The following is a 17,443-nucleotide window of genomic DNA, read 5'->3' on the forward strand; positions in this document are numbered from 1 at the left end:
TGGCCCTCCGCCCCTGCCTTGATCCGTTCCAGACTGGTTCGGACCATCGCCGGACAAGGTTAATCGACTGTTAACTCGGCCCGGAAGCACGCCCAGGTTGCACCCGGGATGTCAGCTTCTCTGTAGAAGTGCAAGATAGAAGCCATCGCCCCCCTGCAAAGGGGTGAAGGCGTGGTCGCGCTGCAACCTCCAGCCGGGATGACGGGTCAGGAACGCCTCGACCTGCGCGCGATTCTCGCGCGGCAAGAGTGAGCAGGTCGCATAGGCCAGCCAGCCCGCAGCTCCGACCATCGGCGCCACCCGGTCCAGGATTGCGGCTTGGGTGGTCAGGACCTGCTCCAGCATCTCCGGCGTCAATCGCCACTTGCCTTCCGGGTCGCGCCGCCAACTGCCCGATCCCGAACAGGGCGCATCGACCAGCACCAAGTCATAGGGTGCGGCTGCCTCGGGCCGCTCGGTCCGTTCCACCGTCACCCCGGCGCGCCTGGCCCGCTCTGGCAGGTCCGTCATCCGCCTGGGGCTGGCGTCATGCGCCCACAGCCGCAACTTCGACCGCGCCGCCATCGCCAGAGTCTTGCCGCCACCGCCCGCGCAATGATCCAGGACCTTCATCCCGTCGGCCAGCGGCAGTGCCTCGACCACCGCCTGCGACGAGGCATCCTGCAACTCGACCAGTCCCTCCTGGTAGGCCGTGGAACCTTGCACCTTGCGCGCGTTCCCGGTGACCTCCAGCGACGTTGTCGCCAGCGGATGCGGCACCGCCTTGATCCCGTCCGCGTCAAGCGACGCCTGCGCCCCTGCCAGGTCCGTCTTGCCCAGGTTCACCCGCAGAAAGACCGGCGCCCGCGACCGCAGCGCCTCGGCCACCGGGGCTGTGTCCGTGCCCAGGCCCTTGCGCAGCTCGGGGATCAGCCAGACCGGCAGGTCCAGCCGCTCCTCTGCGTCAGGCTGCCGCTCTACCTCCTCCGGGGCCGGAACTGCCGGGGCATGACCCTCGCCCGTGAACAGCGCCTCCTGTCCCGCTTCGCGCATCAGTCCCAGAACCAGCCCGCGCCCGGTGAGCCCACCCCCCCGCGCCGCGGACGAGGCCCGCTTGCGCAGCGCATCATAGACCAGATCCCGCACGGCCGCCCGGTCGCCCGATCCCGCAAAGCGGCTGGCCCGACCCCAGTTGGTCAGGGCCCGCTCGGCGGGCTCTCCGCCAAGCACGCGGTCCAGCACCGCGATCGCAGCGGAAAGACGCGCCCCTGGGGTCATGACCCTGGCCTCGCACGGCGGAAACCGAAAGGCGCGCCTGTGTTGCATGCGATGTTCAGAGCCGACATTTCTTCTCCAGCCTTTTCTCAACGCCGTCATTCGAACCGGCGGGCGTTGATTCACCATTCAATTTCTGAGTTTCTGTTCGAAAGATGTATGCTGGAGGTTGGTTTGACGAACAAGACGCTTACTGCCACTCTCATTTGTGCCTTGACCACACCAGGGTTCGCTGGCGGCCCAGTCATTGTTGACGAAGAGTCCGAAATTGTCGCCGAACGTCCTGCTTCATCAATGAACCAGGCGCTCATACCGCTGCTTTTCCTTGTTGCCATCGGGATCGCTGCATCGGGTGGATCATCCGGGCAGACTGATTCAACAAATACCAACTCCGGCGAGCAAATCGATTGACGGCAACGGCGCGGTCAGTCCAACCTGATTGACACCACCTTCGACACGGGGATTACGATTGATATGAAGAAGACTGTGACAGCCACCCTCCTGTGTGCTTTGGCGACCCCGTCGTTTGCTGGCGGTCCGGTCATCATTGCCGAAGACCCCGAAGTGGTGGCCGAACGCCCGGCATCCTCCCTCAATCCTATCGTGCCATTGCTCATATTGTTGGCCATCGGCATTGCGGTTTCGGGCAATGATGATCCTGCTCCCTGCACGCCCAACAGCGGCGAATCCTGCTAGCCATCAGCCAGTAGCGTCAAGTCCCCACCGCGTTAGGGCGCCTCTGCATTGCTTGCATCGCGGTGGTGTTGGCTTTCAGAACAGTCTTCCGCTCTGTAGTGGCCGACCCAAGTCCGACTGATTTGACATGACCAACGGGACGTGGCGCTCCCCCTGTGTGAAAGACGGAACTTTCGCTTCATGTCAGACGACCATAGCGCTGATCTTGAATCGATGGACTGGGACGCGATTTATCGTGACCGGATTCACCCATCACTTGCTGTCACCGCTGGGGCAACGACGGCGGCACGCTGGATATTCGTTTGTGGACAGCAAGGCAGCGGCAAGACCACGCATATCAACCAGTTTCTCGCCGAACTGGGACCGGACCAAAGCCAGCGGATCTGCAGCGACGATCTCTCTGCGCTGCTGCCCGAACTCTACACTGACCCTGACGACCCGGACTTGCTACCCACGTTGGACGAATTCCGGGGCCAGATCCGTCAAGGCTATATTGATGCCCTCGTCGATCACGCAATCGGATTGCGGGCACATATCGTCTGGGAACTTCCCAGCCCCGGCAACATTGAGGGTCTCGCACTGGTTGCCCGTGCACTTGGCTACCGTGTCGAATGTGTCCTTTTGGCCCTGCCGGTCGAGGAAAGCTGGCTTGCCACCATCAGACGCCGCCTCGTTGCGCTGAATGTGGAGCGGCTGACCGATCCCGCCGTCGCCTTCGAGAACGTCCTCAGTACCTGCCGCCGCTGGCCTGCTCTGGTGGCCAGAGCCGAGGATGCGCTCACCTTCGACCGCATCGCCATCATCGACCGTGATGGTCTGGTCTGCTTTGAAAACACCGTCGAGATCAGTGGATCGGGCCGCCAATGGGTGTCTCCACCCTTTGCCTTCGAATCCCTGGTGATCGAGCGTGCGCGCGCCCGATCCCCCAAAGATCTGTCCGACTTGATGGCTCTTTGGGACAGTCTGCTGGCGCATCCCTGGATCGCGTTCCGAAACACTCCAGCCTGGCCCTGGAACCGGCTCATGGCGTTCGACATCCACCTGCGCGCGCTTGTTGCCGATCCAGTCGCCGGTTTCGACCTGACCGACCCTGCCTCGAGTGCAGACCAGGATGCTGCCGATCTGTGGATCGCCCGACTGCGTGCCGACCTTGATGACATCATTGCCGGACCCGAGGCCACGGGCCAGACTGCCCTCGCGGCTCGGGCCGACCGCCTGGTCACCCTCGTCAGGCAGATCGCCGGTCAGCCGACCCGGTAGTTCGGGCTTTCCCGCGTGATCTGCACGTCATGGACGTGGCTTTCCTTCAGCCCAGCCCCGGTGATCCGCACGAACTGGCATTGCGTCCGCATCTCGGCGACCGTGGCGCAACCCGTGTAGCCCATCGCCGCGCGCAGGCCTCCGACCATCTGGTGAATGACCGCCGCTGCACTGCCCTTGTAGGGCACCTGACCCTCGATCCCCTCGGGCACCAGCTTGTCACTGGCCGCATCCTTCTGGAAATACCGATCCGCCGACCCCCGCGCCATCGCGCCAAGCGACCCCATCCCCCGGTAGGCCTTGAACGACCGCCCGTTCCACAGGATCACCTCGCCGGGGCTCTCATCCGTGCCCGCAATCGCGCTGCCCACCATTGCGCAAGACGCCCCCGCCGCGATGGCCTTGGCGAAATCGCCGGAATACTTGATCCCGCCATCTGCGATCACCGGAACATTTCCCGCGGCCCGTGCGCTGTCCATGATGGCGGTCAACTGCGGCACACCCACGCCCGCCACGATCCGCGTCGTGCAGATCGACCCTGGGCCGATCCCGACCTTCACCGCATCCGCGCCGGCGCCGATCAGCGCCCGCGTCGCTTCACCCGTCGCCACGTTCCCCGCCACCACCTGCACCCGGTTGGACAGTTTCTTGATCCGCTCGACTGCGCGGGCCACCCCTTCGGAATGGCCGTGCGCCGTGTCGATAACCACCAGGTCTACCCCGGCATCGATCAGCGCCTGCGACCGCTCGAACCCCGCATCCCCCACTGTCGAGGCCGCCGCGACCCGCAGCCGCCCCAACTCATCCTTGCAGGCCTGCGGGTTCAGGACCGACTTTTCGGTATCCTTGAGTGTCAGAAGCCCGGTCAGCTTGCCCTGCCCGTCCGTGACCAGCAGCTTTTCGATCCGCCGCGCCTTCATGAGGGAAATCGCCTCGGCCCGGTCCACGGGTTCACGCAGGACCGCCAGGTTCTCCGAGGTCATCATGACCCGCACCGGCGTCTTGTCATCGCTGGCAAAGCGCATGTCCCGGTTGGTCACGATTCCCAGGACCCGACCCAAATCGTCGACAACCGGGAAGCCGGTGATCGAATAGCGATCCATCAGCACCTTGGCATCGGCCAAAGTCTGGTCCGGCGTCAGCGTGATCGGCTGGTAGACCACGCCCGATTCAAACCGCTTCACCCGACGGACTTCGCGCGCCTGGGCCTCGGGATCGAGGTTGCGGTGGATCACCCCGATCCCGCCCGCCTGCGCCATGGCAATCGCCATCCGGCCTTCCGTCACCGTGTCCATCGCGCTGGACAACAGCGGAATGTTCATGCGGATCGACTGGGTCACCCAGGTCGACGTGTCCGCATCCGACGGCAGAACGCTGGATGCCGCTGGCACCAGAAGCACGTCGTCAAAGGTGAGAGCCTCACGAATCTCCATGGGTTTTCCCTCCGGGAGCAAGCCTCGTTTGGCGGTTCCCCTTTTCACGGCGCTTGGCGCAATGCAAGGCCAAATCCGCCCGCTGCCATGCCCCGCATGACGCCCCTTGCTCCCGCTTGCGGCCCATGCAGATTAGGCAGGCACAAAGGACACCCCATGCGCGTCGCCATCGTCGAGAATACCCGGATCACTCACCACGGCCAGGTCGGGGTCGCACTGCACGAACAGGCCGCGCTGATCGACCTGTGGAAGCCCTGGGCCGACAACGCCCTGCCCACGACCGACGCGGCCGATGCGCTTGTCGTCTTCGGTGGCGAGCAGTCGGCGCGCGATGACCATACCCACCCCTATCTGCCCGCGCTGGCGGACCTCATGGCCGCCTACACCGCCACGGGGAAACCCGTGCTTGGCATTTGTCTCGGCTCCCAGCTTCTCGCCCGTGCCTTCGGGGCGGAAAACCACCTCGGCACTGCGCCCGAATTCGGCTGGGTCGATGTGACCCTCACCACGGACGGCCGGGCCGACCCGGTCCTGTCGCAGGTGCCGGAAACCTTTCCGATCTTCCAGTGGCACTCCGACACCTTCACGCTGCCCGAAGGTTCCGTTCATCTCGCCCACAGCCCGACAGCTGCGCATCAGGCCTTCCGCATCGGCCGGGCGACCTATGGCACCCAGTTCCATTTCGAGGCGAGCCGCAGCGTGGTCCAGGACTGGACCCGCACCTTCCCCGATCTGACTGACCGCATGTCCCCCGGCTGGATCACGCGCCACCCCGAGCTGGCCCGCACTCGCGGCATCAAGGCCGACGGCCATGGTCTGACCCTCGCGCGGGCCTGGGTTTCGCTGATCTGAAAAGGATACCCGCCCCGGGTCCTAGGCTTCGGCCGCGTTGGTGACCGCTGCAAGCTTGCCGCCCGGCCAGCGCTTCAGGACCCACCACGCAATCGCCGGGATCACGCCCAGCCCAACCGCAGTCAGCACAAGTCCTGCCACGGTCCAGACACCGCCCACGACCAGCATCGCCGTCGCCAGCGCCGCCAGCGGAAAGGTGAACGCGCCCCACAGCGGGCTTACGCCAGCCGCGCCGACCCAGCGTGCCGAAACCGCAAGCGTTGCGGTCAACCCTGCCCCCATGACCACGAAGACCCCCGCCAGCACCGGCATCCCAAGCAGCGCCGCCACTGTCGCAATCAGCGCCGCCGGGGCGACATGTATCGCCAGCAGCGGCCGCAGCGGCGCGGGCGGCACCTGGCGCAGGAACTGCAGGGCGCTCAATCCCCAGATCACCAGCGCGACCGGCAAGGTGGCCCAGAACAAGGCCACAGCCAGCCAGCCCCACCCTGTCGCCAGCGCTGCAGGTGCCGCGACGATGAAGCCCACAAAGCTCAGGTGCCAGGTCGGGTTGACGTCACGTCCGGGCGGCGGCAGCGAGACCAGCAGCCGGATCAGTTGCACCGCAAGCGCCAGATGGCCCATCAGCGCCATGACCATCAGCGCCCAGGCCGTCTCGGGCACATAGGGCGCGATCAGCGTGGCCGAAGCCATGCCGCCCATCGTCATCGCGGCCAATCCCGACCGGCCAGGCAGGACCCGCAGGTCCTCGACTACAACGCCCGACCTTCGCCCGATCTTCGCCAGGTAGGCCACGGCCGCGAAAAGCCACAGCGCCACGGCAATCCCCGCCAGCAGGTCCGCCAGACCCTGGTCCCATCCCAGCCGGGCCAGGGCAAGGCGCAGCGCAATCACCAGCCCCAGAAGCCCCAGGATCGACGGAAAGATCGCGGGCGGCGTTTTTGCGAACATCGTCGGTTGCCGCGGGGGAAACTCGGGTGGAGGGTAGCGTTTCGGGCGTGGGGCTATTGTCATGCATGTCTCCCGACAGATTTGGTCATGGTTAAGCCTTGCTGAATGTCCACGCCCAAGTCCTTGATCTTCCTCAAACGGCTGGACCTGTCCGGCGTGGACAGATCACCGCAGAACCGGAAACCAGTCCTCCCGCAGGCGCTGCCCCGCCACCATCCCATGCCCCGGAAACGGCGGCGAGGTCGGCCCCGGCCGCGCCACGTACCGGGCATCCTCGCCGACCAGGCGCAGCGAGAACGCCCGCCGCCGGTTGGTCGTCGTGTTGCCCCGCGCCCCATGCAGCGTGCGAAAGTTGAAAGCCACCGCATCGCCCGGCTCCATTTCCCATTCCAGGATCTTCATTCCCTCCGCCTCAGGGTCCGGCACCGGAATGTAGTCGTCCTCGCCTGGATAGAAGTTGGTTTCGGACATCCACCGCGTGGGCAGCACGTCCTTCTCCCACCGATGCGACCCCGCCACACAGCGCAGCGCCGCGTCCTTCACCGGGTCCAGCGGAGACCAGAAGCTTACCGTCTGACTGCCCTCGACGAAATAATACGGCCCATCCGTATGCCAGGGCGTCGGCTTGGTCGTGCCGGGTTCCTTCACCAGCACATGATCGTGGAAGATCTGCACCCGCTCTGACCGCATCAGCCTGGCCGCAACCTCGGCCACCCCCGACTGCCGGATCACCGCCCCGAACTCCGGCACCTTCGTCCAGTTGCAATAGTCATCGAAGAAATACCCCGGTTCTCCCGGCTTCAGCGTCGCCATCTGGTGCGTCGGCGCGGCCATGTTCCGCGCCACACCCGCCCGCAGCATCTCGACCCAGTCGGCCCAAAGCCCCTTGACCAGCACAACACCGTCGCGCTGATACGCCTCGACCATGTCCTCCGTCACCGTGACCATGCGGCACCTCCCTGTTGCCGCTACCCTGCCGCGCGCGCTTGGGGGGTGCAAGGCCTGCCAAAGGGACGCCCCCCTCCCCCGGGGGGTGAGGGGCGGGGGGTGAGGGGAAGTCAGGGCAGCACGAGGCAGGTCGCGCCCAACCGCCGCAGGTCCGCCCCGGTGCCCAGCTTGAACCGCGCCAGCCCCGGCGCGGCTTCGGCATCGACCGAGCCGAGGTCCAGCCAGTGCACCCCCTCGGCCCGCAAGGCTTCGGCCGCGCGCATCAGCATGACCCCATGCACACCCGACGCCTTGGCGCCGTCTGACGCCCACCCAAGGTGGTAGGTCGCCGAAGTCCCGTGCACGACAAAGCCCATCCCTGCCCCGAAGGTCCCTGACTGCCGCCACTCCCAAAGCCGCAAGGCCCCTAAGGGCAGGGCACGCGAAAACCCCTCTGGCAGCGCCCGATACCCCCGCTGACGACGCTGTTCCCCTTCTGCCGCCAGCAGGGCCTCCATGCACTTCTGCCCGCCTTGCCGGACCCGGACCCCGCCCCGCTCTGCCGCGACCAGCCGGTTGCGCCATTTGCCGGACATCCCCGCCCGCAAGTCTGGACCAAGCCGCCAGACCGCATGGTGCATCGGCGTGATCAGCGGAACCAGGCCGAACCCGGCCACCCCTGCCTCTGGCGTCACCACCGTCACCCCCTGCCAGCGCGCCAGCCGCCGCAGCCCCGCCCGGTCCTGCCCCCCGACCCGCGAGACCAGTCGCAGGGGCCCCCGCTCCACCGCCAGCACACCATCCAGCCAGCACACACGCCCACCGCAGCCTGTCACCGCTGCGGCATAGGGCACGCTTTGCTGAAAGGCCTGGAAGCCCCCGGTTTCGCCGAAATCGAACATGCGCGCATTAACGACGATGAAACCTTTCCATGCCCTTAATGACCGTATGAAACGCGTCACGCTTCGCACGACCCCGGCCCCCACCCCGCGGCTTACCCTCTGGGTTCCCGCCTTGATCGCGCTGGCCCTTTCGCTTTTCTGGCTCGGCCTTCTCGCCCTTATCCGGCTGTGACCCGCGTTAATCTTTGACGCCACCGGCCCCCGCGGCTATGGTCCCCCGGTCCAAACCGTATTGAGTAGCCGCCCCGCGATGAACCTGAAGGAACTCGCCCAGAAGCTCGGCCTCTCGCCGACGACGGTCTCGCGCGCGCTGAACGGCTACCCCGAGGTGAATGAGGCCACTCGCGAACGGGTGATGGCCGCCGCCAAAGCGCACAACTACCACCCGAACGCCCGCGCCATCCGCCTGGCCACCGGCCGCGCGATGGCCGTGGGCCACGTCATCCCCATTGCCACCCGGCATGAGATCGTAAACCCCGTCTTCGCCGATTTCATCGCAGGGGCCGGTGAGACATATAGCCGCAACGACTATGACATGCTCCTCTCGGTCGTCCCCGACGAGGACGAGGCGCAGACCTACCGTGCGATGAAGGTGAAGGGGAATGTGGACGGCGTGATCGTCCATTCCCCGCGTGAAAACGATCCCCGCATCCCGCTCTTGCGTGAGATCGGCTTGCCCTTCGTTGTCCACGGCCGCGCCACCGGCACCACGGCGCCCTATTCCTGGCTTGACGTGAACAACCGTCGCGCCTTCCTGCGCGCCACCGACTATCTGCTTGACCTTGGCCACCGCAGGATCGCGCTGGTCAATGGTCTGGAATACATGGACTTCGCCATCCGCCGCCGCCGTGGCTATGTCGAAGCACTGGAAGAGCGGGGGGTGAAACCTGAAGCTACGCTCATGTCTTCCGACGAAATGAGCGAAGTCGCAGGCTTCCGTGCCGCCGAGCGGATGCTGGCCCTGCCGAACCCGCCCACCGCCTTTCTTGCGGCCTCGATGATCTCGGGCATGGGGGTGCGCCGCGCCATCGAAGGGGCCGGGCTGGTCCTGGGTCGCGATGTCTCGCTGATCGTCTTCGACGACGACCTCAGCTACATGAAGAACGGCGAGGGAACGCCGATCTTCACCGCCATGCGCTCCTCGGTGCGCGAGGCGGGCAAGCTGGTGGCCGAACTGCTTCTGGACCGCATCGCCAACCCGGACCAGCCGCCCGCCGAACATCTGCTGGAAGCCGAACTGGTCGAAGGCATGTCCACCGGCCCGGCGCCCCGGCGCTAGCCTGCCCGAAGCGCTTTGATGACACTGGCGCGACCTGCCGTTTCCCCGTATCACCCGTGATGATCCTTACCGACGGACCCGGCCCATGACCCTTGCAATCCTTGCCGACATCGGCGGCACAAACACCCGCGTTGCCCTGGCCGAAGGTACCTCGGTCAAGCTTGACTCGATCCGCCGCTTCCCGAATGCCGAATATCAGGCCCGCGGCCAGGACATCGCCCAGGTGCTGCGCGACTATCTGGACCAGACCGGGGCCAAGGTCTCGGGCGTCTGTGTCGCCGCTGCCGGGCCGGTCCAGGATGGCGTGGCCGAGATGACGAACCTCTCCTGGGTGATTGACGGTGCCAAGTTGACCGGCGCCACCGGCGCCTCCCGGGTGGCGATTCTGAACGACCTTCAGGCCCAGGGTCAGGCACTTGGCCATATCGCCGAGGCGAACCTCCGCCGCGTGATCGACGGGCCGCAGACCAAAGGCTCGATGCTTGTCGTCGGGCTCGGCACGGGCGTGAACGCCGCGCCCGTGCATGCCGCCGCGAAGGGCCGCGTCGTGCCGCCGTCGGAATGTGGCCATGTGAACATGCCGGTGCGGACTGAGGAAGACTTCCAGCTCATCCGCTTCATCGAGCAGAAACTCCGCGCGGAAGGCGATGTTCCCCACGCCGGGGTCGAGGAAGTCCTCGCCGGTCGCGGCCTGGCCAACCTTCACGCCTTTGCCGCCTATGCTGCGGGACATCCGTCCAGCCTGACCTCGGCCGAGGTGCTTGCGGCCCTCGATGCCGGCGACGCCATCGCTGCTCATGCCGCGAAGCTTTATGTCCATATCCTTGGCCAGATGCTCGCCGACCTTGCCCTGATCCATCTGCCCTACGGAGGGATCTATCTGATCGGCGGCATGTCCCGCGCGATGACCCCGCATTTCGCCCGCTTTGGGTTGGAAAAATCCTTCCGCGAGGCGCGCCGGGTGGACCTTCTGCAAAATGACTTCTCGGTCACCGTGGTCGAAGACGACTACGCCGCCCTCACCGGCTGCGCGGTCTACCTCGAGGCGGCAGATTGACGGATGGGTTCATGTTTTTCCATCCAAAACAAAGTGATAGGGCGCCTTCTGCAAGTAGGTCCAGCCACGACTAGCAGGCGTGCATACACGATCTAGCGACCAATCCCCAGCCGCTCGCGAATGAACTGCAGCGCCACGCCCAGGCCATCCGGCGCAATGCCGTGGCCAGTGCCTGCCATGATGTGCCCATAGGTCGGGAACCCCGCCGCAGTCAGCGCATCTCCCGCCTTCGACATGTCCGCGAACGGCACCACCGGGTCCTGGTCGCCGTGGATCAGCAGCACGGGCGGCTTCACCTTGACCTCCGCGGTCAGGACCTCCGGCCGCAGCAGCCGCCCGGAAATGGCAACGATGCCGGCAACCTCCTTGTCCCGGCGCGGAGCCACATGCATCGCCATCATCGCGCCCTGGCTGAAACCCACCAGCACCAGCCGGTCCGGCGTCAGCCCCTCGTCCGCCAGCACCCGGTCCAGAAAGCCGTTGAGGTCATCGGTCGCCGCCACCAGCCCCGCATCCGCCGCCGCCTGAGGCGAGCCGTCCAGCCACGGAATCGGGAACCACTGATAGCCGAACCCTCCCCCCGCACAACGCTCGGGCGCGTCGGGCGCGGCATAGGCCACCCCCGGCAGGTGCATAGCCATCGGGTCCGCCAGGCCCAGCAGGTCATTTCCATCCGCACCATAGCCGTGCAGAAACACAACCAGACCAACGGCCTGCCCCTTGTCGACCCCAGCACGCCCGTAGCGCAACTCCCGCATCACAGAACCCCTTCCCGATCCTTTGCCACCCGGTAGTAGGCCCAAAGAATCCGCGCCGCAACCGACCTCCAGGGCGACCAGTCCTGGGCCATCGCCCGCAACATCTTCTCCGACGGCCGCGCCTCCAGCCCGAAAAGCATCCGCGCTGCCTCCTGCAGGGCCAGATCGCCCGGAGCGAACACATCCGCCCGCCCCAAAGCGAACATCGCATAGATCTCTGCCGTCCAGACGCCAATTCCCGGCACCGCGACCAGAGTCTTCACGACCACTGCATCAGGAAAGCCCCGCAACGCATTGAAATCAATGCCCGCCTGCGCCAAAGCTCTCCCGTATTTCGCTTTCTGCCGGGACAACCCTGCTGCCCGGCAGTCGTCGTCCGACGCCGCCGCCATCGCCGCCGCCTCGGTAAGCCCCAGTCGCTCAAGCCGCCCCCAGATCGCCCGCGCCGAGGCGACCGAGACCTGCTGCCCCACGATTGCGCGCAGCAAAGCCGGAAAGCCGTCCGCCTCGCGCCGCAAGGGCAACTCCCCCACCAAGGGCAGCGCGCGTGCAAAGGCCGGCTCGCGGCGCCCAAGCCACTCGGCTCCTTCCGCAACGCAGTCCAGCGAATGAATGATCCGGCCCGGCATGTTTCATCTTTGCCCAAATATCCCCGCCGGAGGCAACCGACGTTTCCACTTGCCCCTCCGCTTGGGCAGTTCTACCGATAGCCCATGTCAAATGACTCTGCCGCCCGTCGCAACGTCCTTGTCCTCGTCGCCGCCCAAGCCATCCTTGGCGCGCAGTTGCCGATGATCTTCACCATCGCCGGCCTGGCGGGTTCGTCGCTTGCGCCGAACGTCTGCTGGGCCACGCTGCCGATCACCATGATGGTCGTCGGCTCGATGCTGACCGCGACGCCGCTCTCCATGCTGATGCAGCGTTTCGGCCGCCGGGCGGGCTTCTTCTTCGGCGCCGCCGGAGGCGCCGTCGGGGCCGCCATCGGCGCTTACGGCCTGTCGACGTCCAGTTTCACCATCTTCTGCCTGGGGGCGCTTGTGTCCGGCATCTACATGTCCGCAAACGGGTTTTACCGCTTTGCCGCCGTCGATACCGCGTCCGAGTCGTTCCGACCCAAGGCAATCAGCTGGGTCATGGCCGGCGGTCTCCTCTCCGCCGTCGTTGGCCCCCAACTGGTCAAGGTCACCGCGGACGAAATGGCCGTGCCCTTCCTTGGCTCCTACCTCGTCGTCATCGTCCTGAACCTGGTTGGCTCGTTCCTTTTCCTTGCGCTCGACATCCCCAAGCCCCGGCCTCCCGCCGAAGGAAGCCCGCTTGGCCGCAGCCGGTCCGAGCTGATCCGCAATCCGACCATTCTTGTCGCCATGATCTGCGCGACCGTCTCTTACGCGCTGATGAACCTGGTCATGACCTCCTCGCCGCTGGCGGTTGTAGGGTGCGGATTCGACACGGGCAACGCCGCCGACGTGGTGACGGCCCACGTCCTTGCGATGTATGCGCCCTCGTTCTTCACCGGCCACCTGATTGCGCGCTTCGGGACCGAGCGGATCATCGCCCTCGGCTTGACCATCCTGGCCGCTGCCGGGGCCGTCGCGATGGCTGGCGTGCAGCTGGAGAATTTCTTCATCGCGCTCATCCTCCTTGGCCTCGGCTGGAACTTCGGTTTCATCGGCGCGACCACGATGCTGACCAGCGCGCAACGCCCCGAGGAGCGCGGCCGCCTGCAGGGCCTGAACGACCTAGTGGTCTTCGGCGGCGTGACGATGGCCTCGTTCTCCTCCGGTGGGCTGATGAACTGCTCCGGCGGTTCGGTTCAGGCCGGCTGGCAGATGGTCAACCTTGCGATGCTGCCGTTCCTGATCCTTGCGGGTGGCGCATTGATCTGGCTCTGGCTGCGGCCGCAGGAAACCCGGCGCGCCTGATCGATCGCTCTTCGTCGCATTTCATGCGCTCATCGCTCGCCTGCGCGATGCGAAGAGGAGACGAAGTCGAACGAGGAGCCCTTGCCTACCAGCGCCCGCTGACGGCCTGCCACAAGAGCCCCCACCGCTTCTGCGCCTCGGGGAGTTCGGGTAAGGCTCGCCCGCCAGCTGCCTGACGCAAAAGGCCTTCCGCCTGCCAGCCCGCCAGAAGTGCTGGAGCTATTCCCTTCGGCACCGCCTTCCGCGCCTGCCGCGCCCCGGCCAGTTTCTCCAGTCCCTGCCGCGCAAGGTTCCGAGAGTTGACCCCCTGCGGCAACGGCTGCCGCCCCCGAGCCTCCAGCTCTGGTACGGCGCGTATATACATGGCCGCCGCCGTGGCCCAACCATAGGCCCGCACCGGCGTCTCTGCCGCGTCCGGCGCGCCCAGGGACCGCGCCGCCAGCCACATCAGCCCCGCGCCGGTATCCTCCAGGTAGTCGGAAAGCCCGTCCACCCCTGCATGGGAGTCACGATGGATATCCCACCGGCGCGCGGCTATCAGACGATCCATGACCTCGACCGGCAGCCCGAAGTCGCGGATCAGATCATGCAGCGGCCCTGCGACCTCGTGCGCCCGCGCGGCACCCGATGCAGTATTCTCGACCACATCGCGCCACCACTGCAGCCGCATCTCGGCGATCAGCGGCTCTTGCGTCACCCACGGCGCTCTGGCGATCTCAAGGTTGAAGGCGTAAAGCGGGAATAGCTGCGCCCGTGCCTCGACCGGCGTCGCCATCACCGCGCGGAACCGGTCCGGGTCACCGCGCTGGACCAGCGCGGCGCAAGCCGCGACACTCACTTCGGTGCCCCGAAATCGCGGATCAACTTCCACTGGATCGCATCAAGCAGCGCCTCAAAGCTGGCGTCCACGATGTTCGCACTGACCCCCACAGTGGACCAGCGCCGCCCCTGCCCGTCCTCGCTGTCGATGATGACGCGTGTCACTGCCTCGGTCCCGCCATTGGTGATGCGCACCTTGAAGTCGACCAGCTTCATGTCGTCGATGCAGGCCTGATACGGCCCCAGGTCCTTGCCTAAAGCCTTCGCCAATGCATTGACCGGCCCGCGATCGGACCCGGCCTCGTCCATGCTGTCGCTGACCGACATCATCTTCTGCTCGCCGATCTTGACCACAACGACGGCTTCCGAAAGCGAGATCATTCGATCGTACTTGTTCTTCCGCCGCTCGACCGTGACCCGGTAGCGCTTGACCTCGAAGAACTCCGGGCACAGCCCCAGCTCGCGCCGCGCGACCAGTTCGAAACTGGCCTGCGCACCGTCGTAGGCATAGCCCTGGTCCTCGCGCGCCTTCACCACCTCGATGATCCGGCCAAGACGCGGGTCCTTCGGGTCAACGGCGATCCCTGCCGCGGCGAGGCGGGCGCGCAGGTTCGACTGCCCCGCCTGGTTCGACATCGGAATGACGCGCTCGTTGCCGACCAGTTCGGGGTTCACATGTTCATACGTGGTCGGGTCCTTCAGGATCGCGCTGGCGTGCAGGCCTGCCTTGTGAGCAAAGGCCGAAGCCCCGACATAGGGCGCGCTGCGAAGCGGGACGCGGTTCAGGATGTCGTCCAGCATCCGCGAGGTCTTGAGCAGGCCCGCCAGCGCCTCACGCGTGACGCCGGTCTCAAGTCGGCTGGCATAAGGGTCCTTGAGGATCAGCGTCGGGATCAGCGTGGTCAGGTTCGCGTTTCCGCACCGCTCTCCCAGCCCGTTCAAGGTGCCCTGGATCTGCCGCGCGCCCGCTTCGACGGCGGCGAGGGAGTTCGCAACGGCGTTGCCGGTGTCGTCGTGACAATGGATGCCCAGCCTGTCACCGGGGATGCCCGCCGCAATGACCTGGGACGTGACGCGGCCCACGTCCGACGGAAGCGTGCCGCCGTTGGTGTCGCACAGGACGATCCAGCGGGCCCCGGCGTCCAGGGCGGCGTGCAGGCAAGACAGGGCGTAGCCGGGATTGGCGCGGTAGCCGTCGAAGAAATGCTCGGCGTCGAACAGGGCTTCGCGGCCTTTGGTGACAAGATGGCGGATCGAGGAGGCGATGGCGTCGCGGTTCTCGTCCAGGGTGACGCCCAGGGCGGTCGTGACGTGGAAATCGTGGGTCTTGCCGACCAGGCAGACGGCGGGGGTGCCGGCGTTCAGGACGGCGGCAAGGACGTCGTCGTTCTCGGCCGACCGCCCCACGCGGCGGGTCATGCCGAAGGCGGTGAGGGTGGCCTTTGTCTGCGGGGGGGCGGCGAAGAAGTCGGAGTCCGTGGGGTTCGCGCCGGGCCAGCCGCCCTCGATATAGTCGACCCCGAGGGAGTCGAGGGCAGTCGCGATCTGCTGCTTCTCGGCGGTCGAGAACTGGACGCCCTGGGTCTGCTGACCGTCGCGCAGGGTGGTGTCAAACAGGAAAAGACGGTCGCGGGTCATTGTGTGTCCACGGTGGACAAACCGGGATAGTCTTGCATTTGCAAGGGCTTGGATTTTTCTGTTAGTGTGGTGTTAACTTTTGAGTGCCAAAATCCTTCGAAGGATTTTGCAAATTTCTTCGAAGAATTTTGGGGTGCACGAGAGATCACTGCGGCGCCTCCAGCTTGGCCGGGTCGAAGTCGGGACGCATTTCAGCCATGACGCCTTGCGGTACTGCTTTGAGCTCCAAGCCCGCTTGCGCCGCTGTGGCCTTTATCTGATCAGCCGCGGCATAGTCCTTTTCCGCGCGACGAGCCTGCCAAACTTCGGCAAACGCTTTGACCAGTGCAAAGAACCGATCCTGATCGCCTTCTCCAGCTACGAAGACCGTACCGAAGGACGCCTCCACCTTCTTCCAACTCCAATCCGCAGTATCGGGGCCGAGCAGACCGAGCAGCTGTGCAGATGCCTTAAGCCCTGCCCAATCCCCGACGCCCGCCGCCGCATGAAGTGCGGCCAGAGCACCTGCTGTGTTCAGGTCATCCGCAAGCGCCTCTACCACCCCTGGAAGCGGTGCGGAAACTTCTATCGACCCCGTCGCCGCACGCCATTTCCTCAACGTCGCCTCTGCCTGCCGTGCCTTCTCAGCCGTCCAGTCCATCGGGCTGCGGTAATGCGTCATCAGAAGCACGAACCGGATCACCTCGCCCGGTATCCCCTGATCCAGCAAGTCCCGCACCGTGAAGAAATTGCCCAAGGACTTGGACATCTTCTTGCCCTCGACCTGCAGCATCTCGTTGTGCAGCCAATAGTGGGCGAAGTCGCCGTGCGGGTGGGCGCATGCGCTCTGCGCGATCTCGTTTTCGTGGTGCGGGAAGAGCAGGTCGACGCCGCCGGTGTGGAGGTCGATCGTGTCACCGAGGAGCGATTTGCTCATGGCGCTGCACTCGATGTGCCAGCCGGGACGGCCTTCGCTGGCGCCGCGCGGGCCGGGCCATTTCACGTCGCCGTCTTCGGCGGGCTTGTAGGCTTTCCAGAGGGCGAAGTCGGAGACGGAGTCCTTGTGGTCGGCATCGGCGACGGCGTTGGTGATTTTGAGTTCGCGCTCTCGGATGCGGGAAAGGCCGCCATAGCCGGGGAAGGACTCGATTTTGAAATAAACGGAGCCATCGGCGGCGCGGTAGGCGTTACCCTTCTCCATCAACACCTCGATCATGTTGACCTGCTCTTTGATGTAGCCGGTGGCGGTGGGCTCGGCGTGGGGGCGCAGGCAGTTGAGCGCGGCGCAATCGGCGTGGAATTTGTCGGTCCACTTCTGGGTGATTTCGGCGAGCGGGCGCTTCTCTTTTTGGGTCTGACCGATGGTGCGATCGTCGACGTCGGTGAGGTTGCGGACGTGTTTTACCTTGTCGGCGCCGAACTCGAGTTCGAGGAGGCGGCGGAGGACGTCGTTGACGACGAAGGTGCGGAAATTGCCGATGTGCGCGGGGGCGTAGACGGTCGGGCCGCAGTTGTAGAAACGGAAAACGCCGTCGGCGTGGGAGGCGCGGAGTGCGCGGATCTCCCGCGTGAGCGAGTCGAAAAGCTGGATGGCCATGAAAGAAAAAGGGAAAGAGGTTGGAACGCTGACGGAAATTCCGCGGAAGCGGAATGCTGTTTTTGCTGACGGCGCGGGGCGGGCGCCGGCGGTTGCGGGGCGAAGCCCGATCAACAACC

The 17,443-nt window shown here is 65.6% G+C and carries 18 protein-coding genes; 8 read left to right on the forward strand and 10 right to left on the reverse strand.

Translation table 11 applies throughout. The features are described from left to right. Window positions 1-111: 111 nt before the first annotated feature. Window positions 112-1,257, reverse strand: a complete 1,146-nt coding sequence (locus Q8M85_RS11115; RefSeq protein ID WP_305544249.1) for an RsmB/NOP family class I SAM-dependent RNA methyltransferase — start codon at window positions 1,255-1,257, stop codon at window positions 112-114. Window positions 1,258-1,308: 51 nt separating this feature from the next. Between Q8M85_RS11115 and Q8M85_RS11120 the strand changes: the two genes are divergently transcribed. From Q8M85_RS11120 to Q8M85_RS11130, 3 genes are all read left to right on the forward strand, one after another. After that, window positions 1,309-1,665 (forward strand): hypothetical protein, encoded by a 357-nt coding sequence (locus Q8M85_RS11120; protein ID WP_305544251.1) that lies wholly within the window; start codon window positions 1,309-1,311, stop codon window positions 1,663-1,665. A 63-nt stretch (window positions 1,666-1,728) separates the two neighbouring features. Then, the gene (locus Q8M85_RS11125) at window positions 1,729-1,950 is read left to right on the forward strand and encodes a hypothetical protein (RefSeq protein WP_305544254.1); all 222 of its coding nucleotides are present in this window, start codon (window positions 1,729-1,731) and stop codon (window positions 1,948-1,950) included. 180 nt (window positions 1,951-2,130) lie between these two features. Further along, the gene (locus Q8M85_RS11130; RefSeq protein WP_305544257.1) at window positions 2,131-3,210 is read left to right on the forward strand and encodes a zeta toxin family protein; all 1,080 of its coding nucleotides are present in this window, start codon (window positions 2,131-2,133) and stop codon (window positions 3,208-3,210) included. Here Q8M85_RS11130 and guaB read toward each other — a convergent pair. Continuing rightward, window positions 3,195-4,643, reverse strand: a complete 1,449-nt coding sequence (gene guaB / locus Q8M85_RS11135) for an IMP dehydrogenase (RefSeq protein WP_305544260.1) — start codon at window positions 4,641-4,643, stop codon at window positions 3,195-3,197. The genes Q8M85_RS11130 and guaB overlap by 16 nt on opposite strands. A 156-nt stretch (window positions 4,644-4,799) precedes the next feature. Between guaB and Q8M85_RS11140 the strand changes: the two genes are divergently transcribed. After that, window positions 4,800-5,495, forward strand: a complete 696-nt coding sequence (locus tag Q8M85_RS11140) for a type 1 glutamine amidotransferase (RefSeq protein WP_305544264.1) — start codon at window positions 4,800-4,802, stop codon at window positions 5,493-5,495. A gap of 21 nt (window positions 5,496-5,516) precedes the next feature. Here Q8M85_RS11140 and Q8M85_RS11145 read toward each other — a convergent pair whose 3' ends face one another. The 3 genes from Q8M85_RS11145 to Q8M85_RS11155 form a co-directional block, all read right to left on the reverse strand. Continuing rightward, window positions 5,517-6,509 (reverse strand): tellurium resistance protein, encoded by a 993-nt coding sequence (locus tag Q8M85_RS11145; RefSeq protein WP_305544267.1) that lies wholly within the window; start codon window positions 6,507-6,509, stop codon window positions 5,517-5,519. A 102-nt stretch (window positions 6,510-6,611) separates the two neighbouring features. Next, window positions 6,612-7,394 carry a phytanoyl-CoA dioxygenase family protein gene (locus tag Q8M85_RS11150; protein ID WP_305544270.1) on the reverse strand — a complete coding sequence of 261 codons (783 nt, stop codon included), beginning with the start codon at window positions 7,392-7,394 and terminating at the stop codon, window positions 6,612-6,614. 110 nt (window positions 7,395-7,504) lie between these two features. Then, the gene (locus Q8M85_RS11155; RefSeq protein WP_305544273.1) at window positions 7,505-8,275 is read right to left on the reverse strand and encodes a GNAT family N-acetyltransferase; all 771 of its coding nucleotides are present in this window, start codon (window positions 8,273-8,275) and stop codon (window positions 7,505-7,507) included. A gap of 46 nt (window positions 8,276-8,321) precedes the next feature. Between Q8M85_RS11155 and Q8M85_RS11160 the strand changes: the two genes are divergently transcribed. The 3 genes from Q8M85_RS11160 (at window position 8,322) to Q8M85_RS11170 (ending at window position 10,611) form a co-directional block, all read left to right on the forward strand. Beyond that, entirely contained in the window at window positions 8,322-8,447 is a 126-nt protein-coding gene (locus Q8M85_RS11160; RefSeq protein WP_305544276.1) for a hypothetical protein, read from the forward strand. A 78-nt stretch (window positions 8,448-8,525) separates the two neighbouring features. Then, entirely contained in the window at window positions 8,526-9,554 is a 1,029-nt protein-coding gene (locus Q8M85_RS11165) for a LacI family DNA-binding transcriptional regulator (protein ID WP_305544312.1), read from the forward strand. Window positions 9,555-9,639: 85 nt separating this feature from the next. Next, complete coding sequence (locus Q8M85_RS11170) at window positions 9,640-10,611, forward strand: ROK family protein (RefSeq protein ID WP_305544279.1); 972 nt, start codon at window positions 9,640-9,642, stop codon at window positions 10,609-10,611. A gap of 92 nt (window positions 10,612-10,703) precedes the next feature. Here Q8M85_RS11170 and Q8M85_RS11175 read toward each other — a convergent pair whose 3' ends face one another. Next, window positions 10,704-11,369 carry an alpha/beta hydrolase gene (locus Q8M85_RS11175; RefSeq protein WP_371135232.1) on the reverse strand — a complete coding sequence of 222 codons (666 nt, stop codon included), beginning with the start codon at window positions 11,367-11,369 and terminating at the stop codon, window positions 10,704-10,706. Then, window positions 11,369-11,998, reverse strand: coding sequence for a DNA-3-methyladenine glycosylase (locus Q8M85_RS11180; RefSeq protein ID WP_305544285.1), 630 nt, complete (start codon window positions 11,996-11,998; stop codon window positions 11,369-11,371). Before Q8M85_RS11180 ends, Q8M85_RS11175 begins: the two co-directional genes overlap by 1 nt. 84 nt (window positions 11,999-12,082) lie before the next feature. Here Q8M85_RS11180 and Q8M85_RS11185 point away from each other — a divergent pair, with 84 nt between their 5' ends. Beyond that, a complete protein-coding gene (locus Q8M85_RS11185) occupies window positions 12,083-13,291 on the forward strand; it encodes an MFS transporter (RefSeq protein WP_305544288.1) in 1,209 nt (402 codons plus the stop codon). Window positions 13,292-13,376: 85 nt separating this feature from the next. On the opposite strand, the gene Q8M85_RS11190 is transcribed toward Q8M85_RS11185, so the two are convergent. The 3 genes from Q8M85_RS11190 to cysS form a co-directional block, all read right to left on the reverse strand. Further along, the gene (locus Q8M85_RS11190; RefSeq protein ID WP_305544291.1) at window positions 13,377-14,129 is read right to left on the reverse strand and encodes a squalene/phytoene synthase family protein; all 753 of its coding nucleotides are present in this window, start codon (window positions 14,127-14,129) and stop codon (window positions 13,377-13,379) included. Beyond that, entirely contained in the window at window positions 14,126-15,748 is a 1,623-nt protein-coding gene (gene cimA, locus Q8M85_RS11195) for a citramalate synthase (RefSeq protein WP_305544294.1), read from the reverse strand. The genes Q8M85_RS11190 and cimA overlap by 4 nt, the downstream gene beginning before the upstream one ends. Window positions 15,749-15,893: 145 nt before the next feature. Then, entirely contained in the window at window positions 15,894-17,324 is a 1,431-nt protein-coding gene (gene cysS / locus Q8M85_RS11200) for a cysteine--tRNA ligase (protein ID WP_371135234.1), read from the reverse strand. Window positions 17,325-17,443 lie beyond the last annotated feature (119 nt).

The organism is Tabrizicola sp. (genome assembly GCF_030694085.1).
Lineage (GTDB): Bacteria > Pseudomonadota > Alphaproteobacteria > Rhodobacterales > Rhodobacteraceae > Tabrizicola.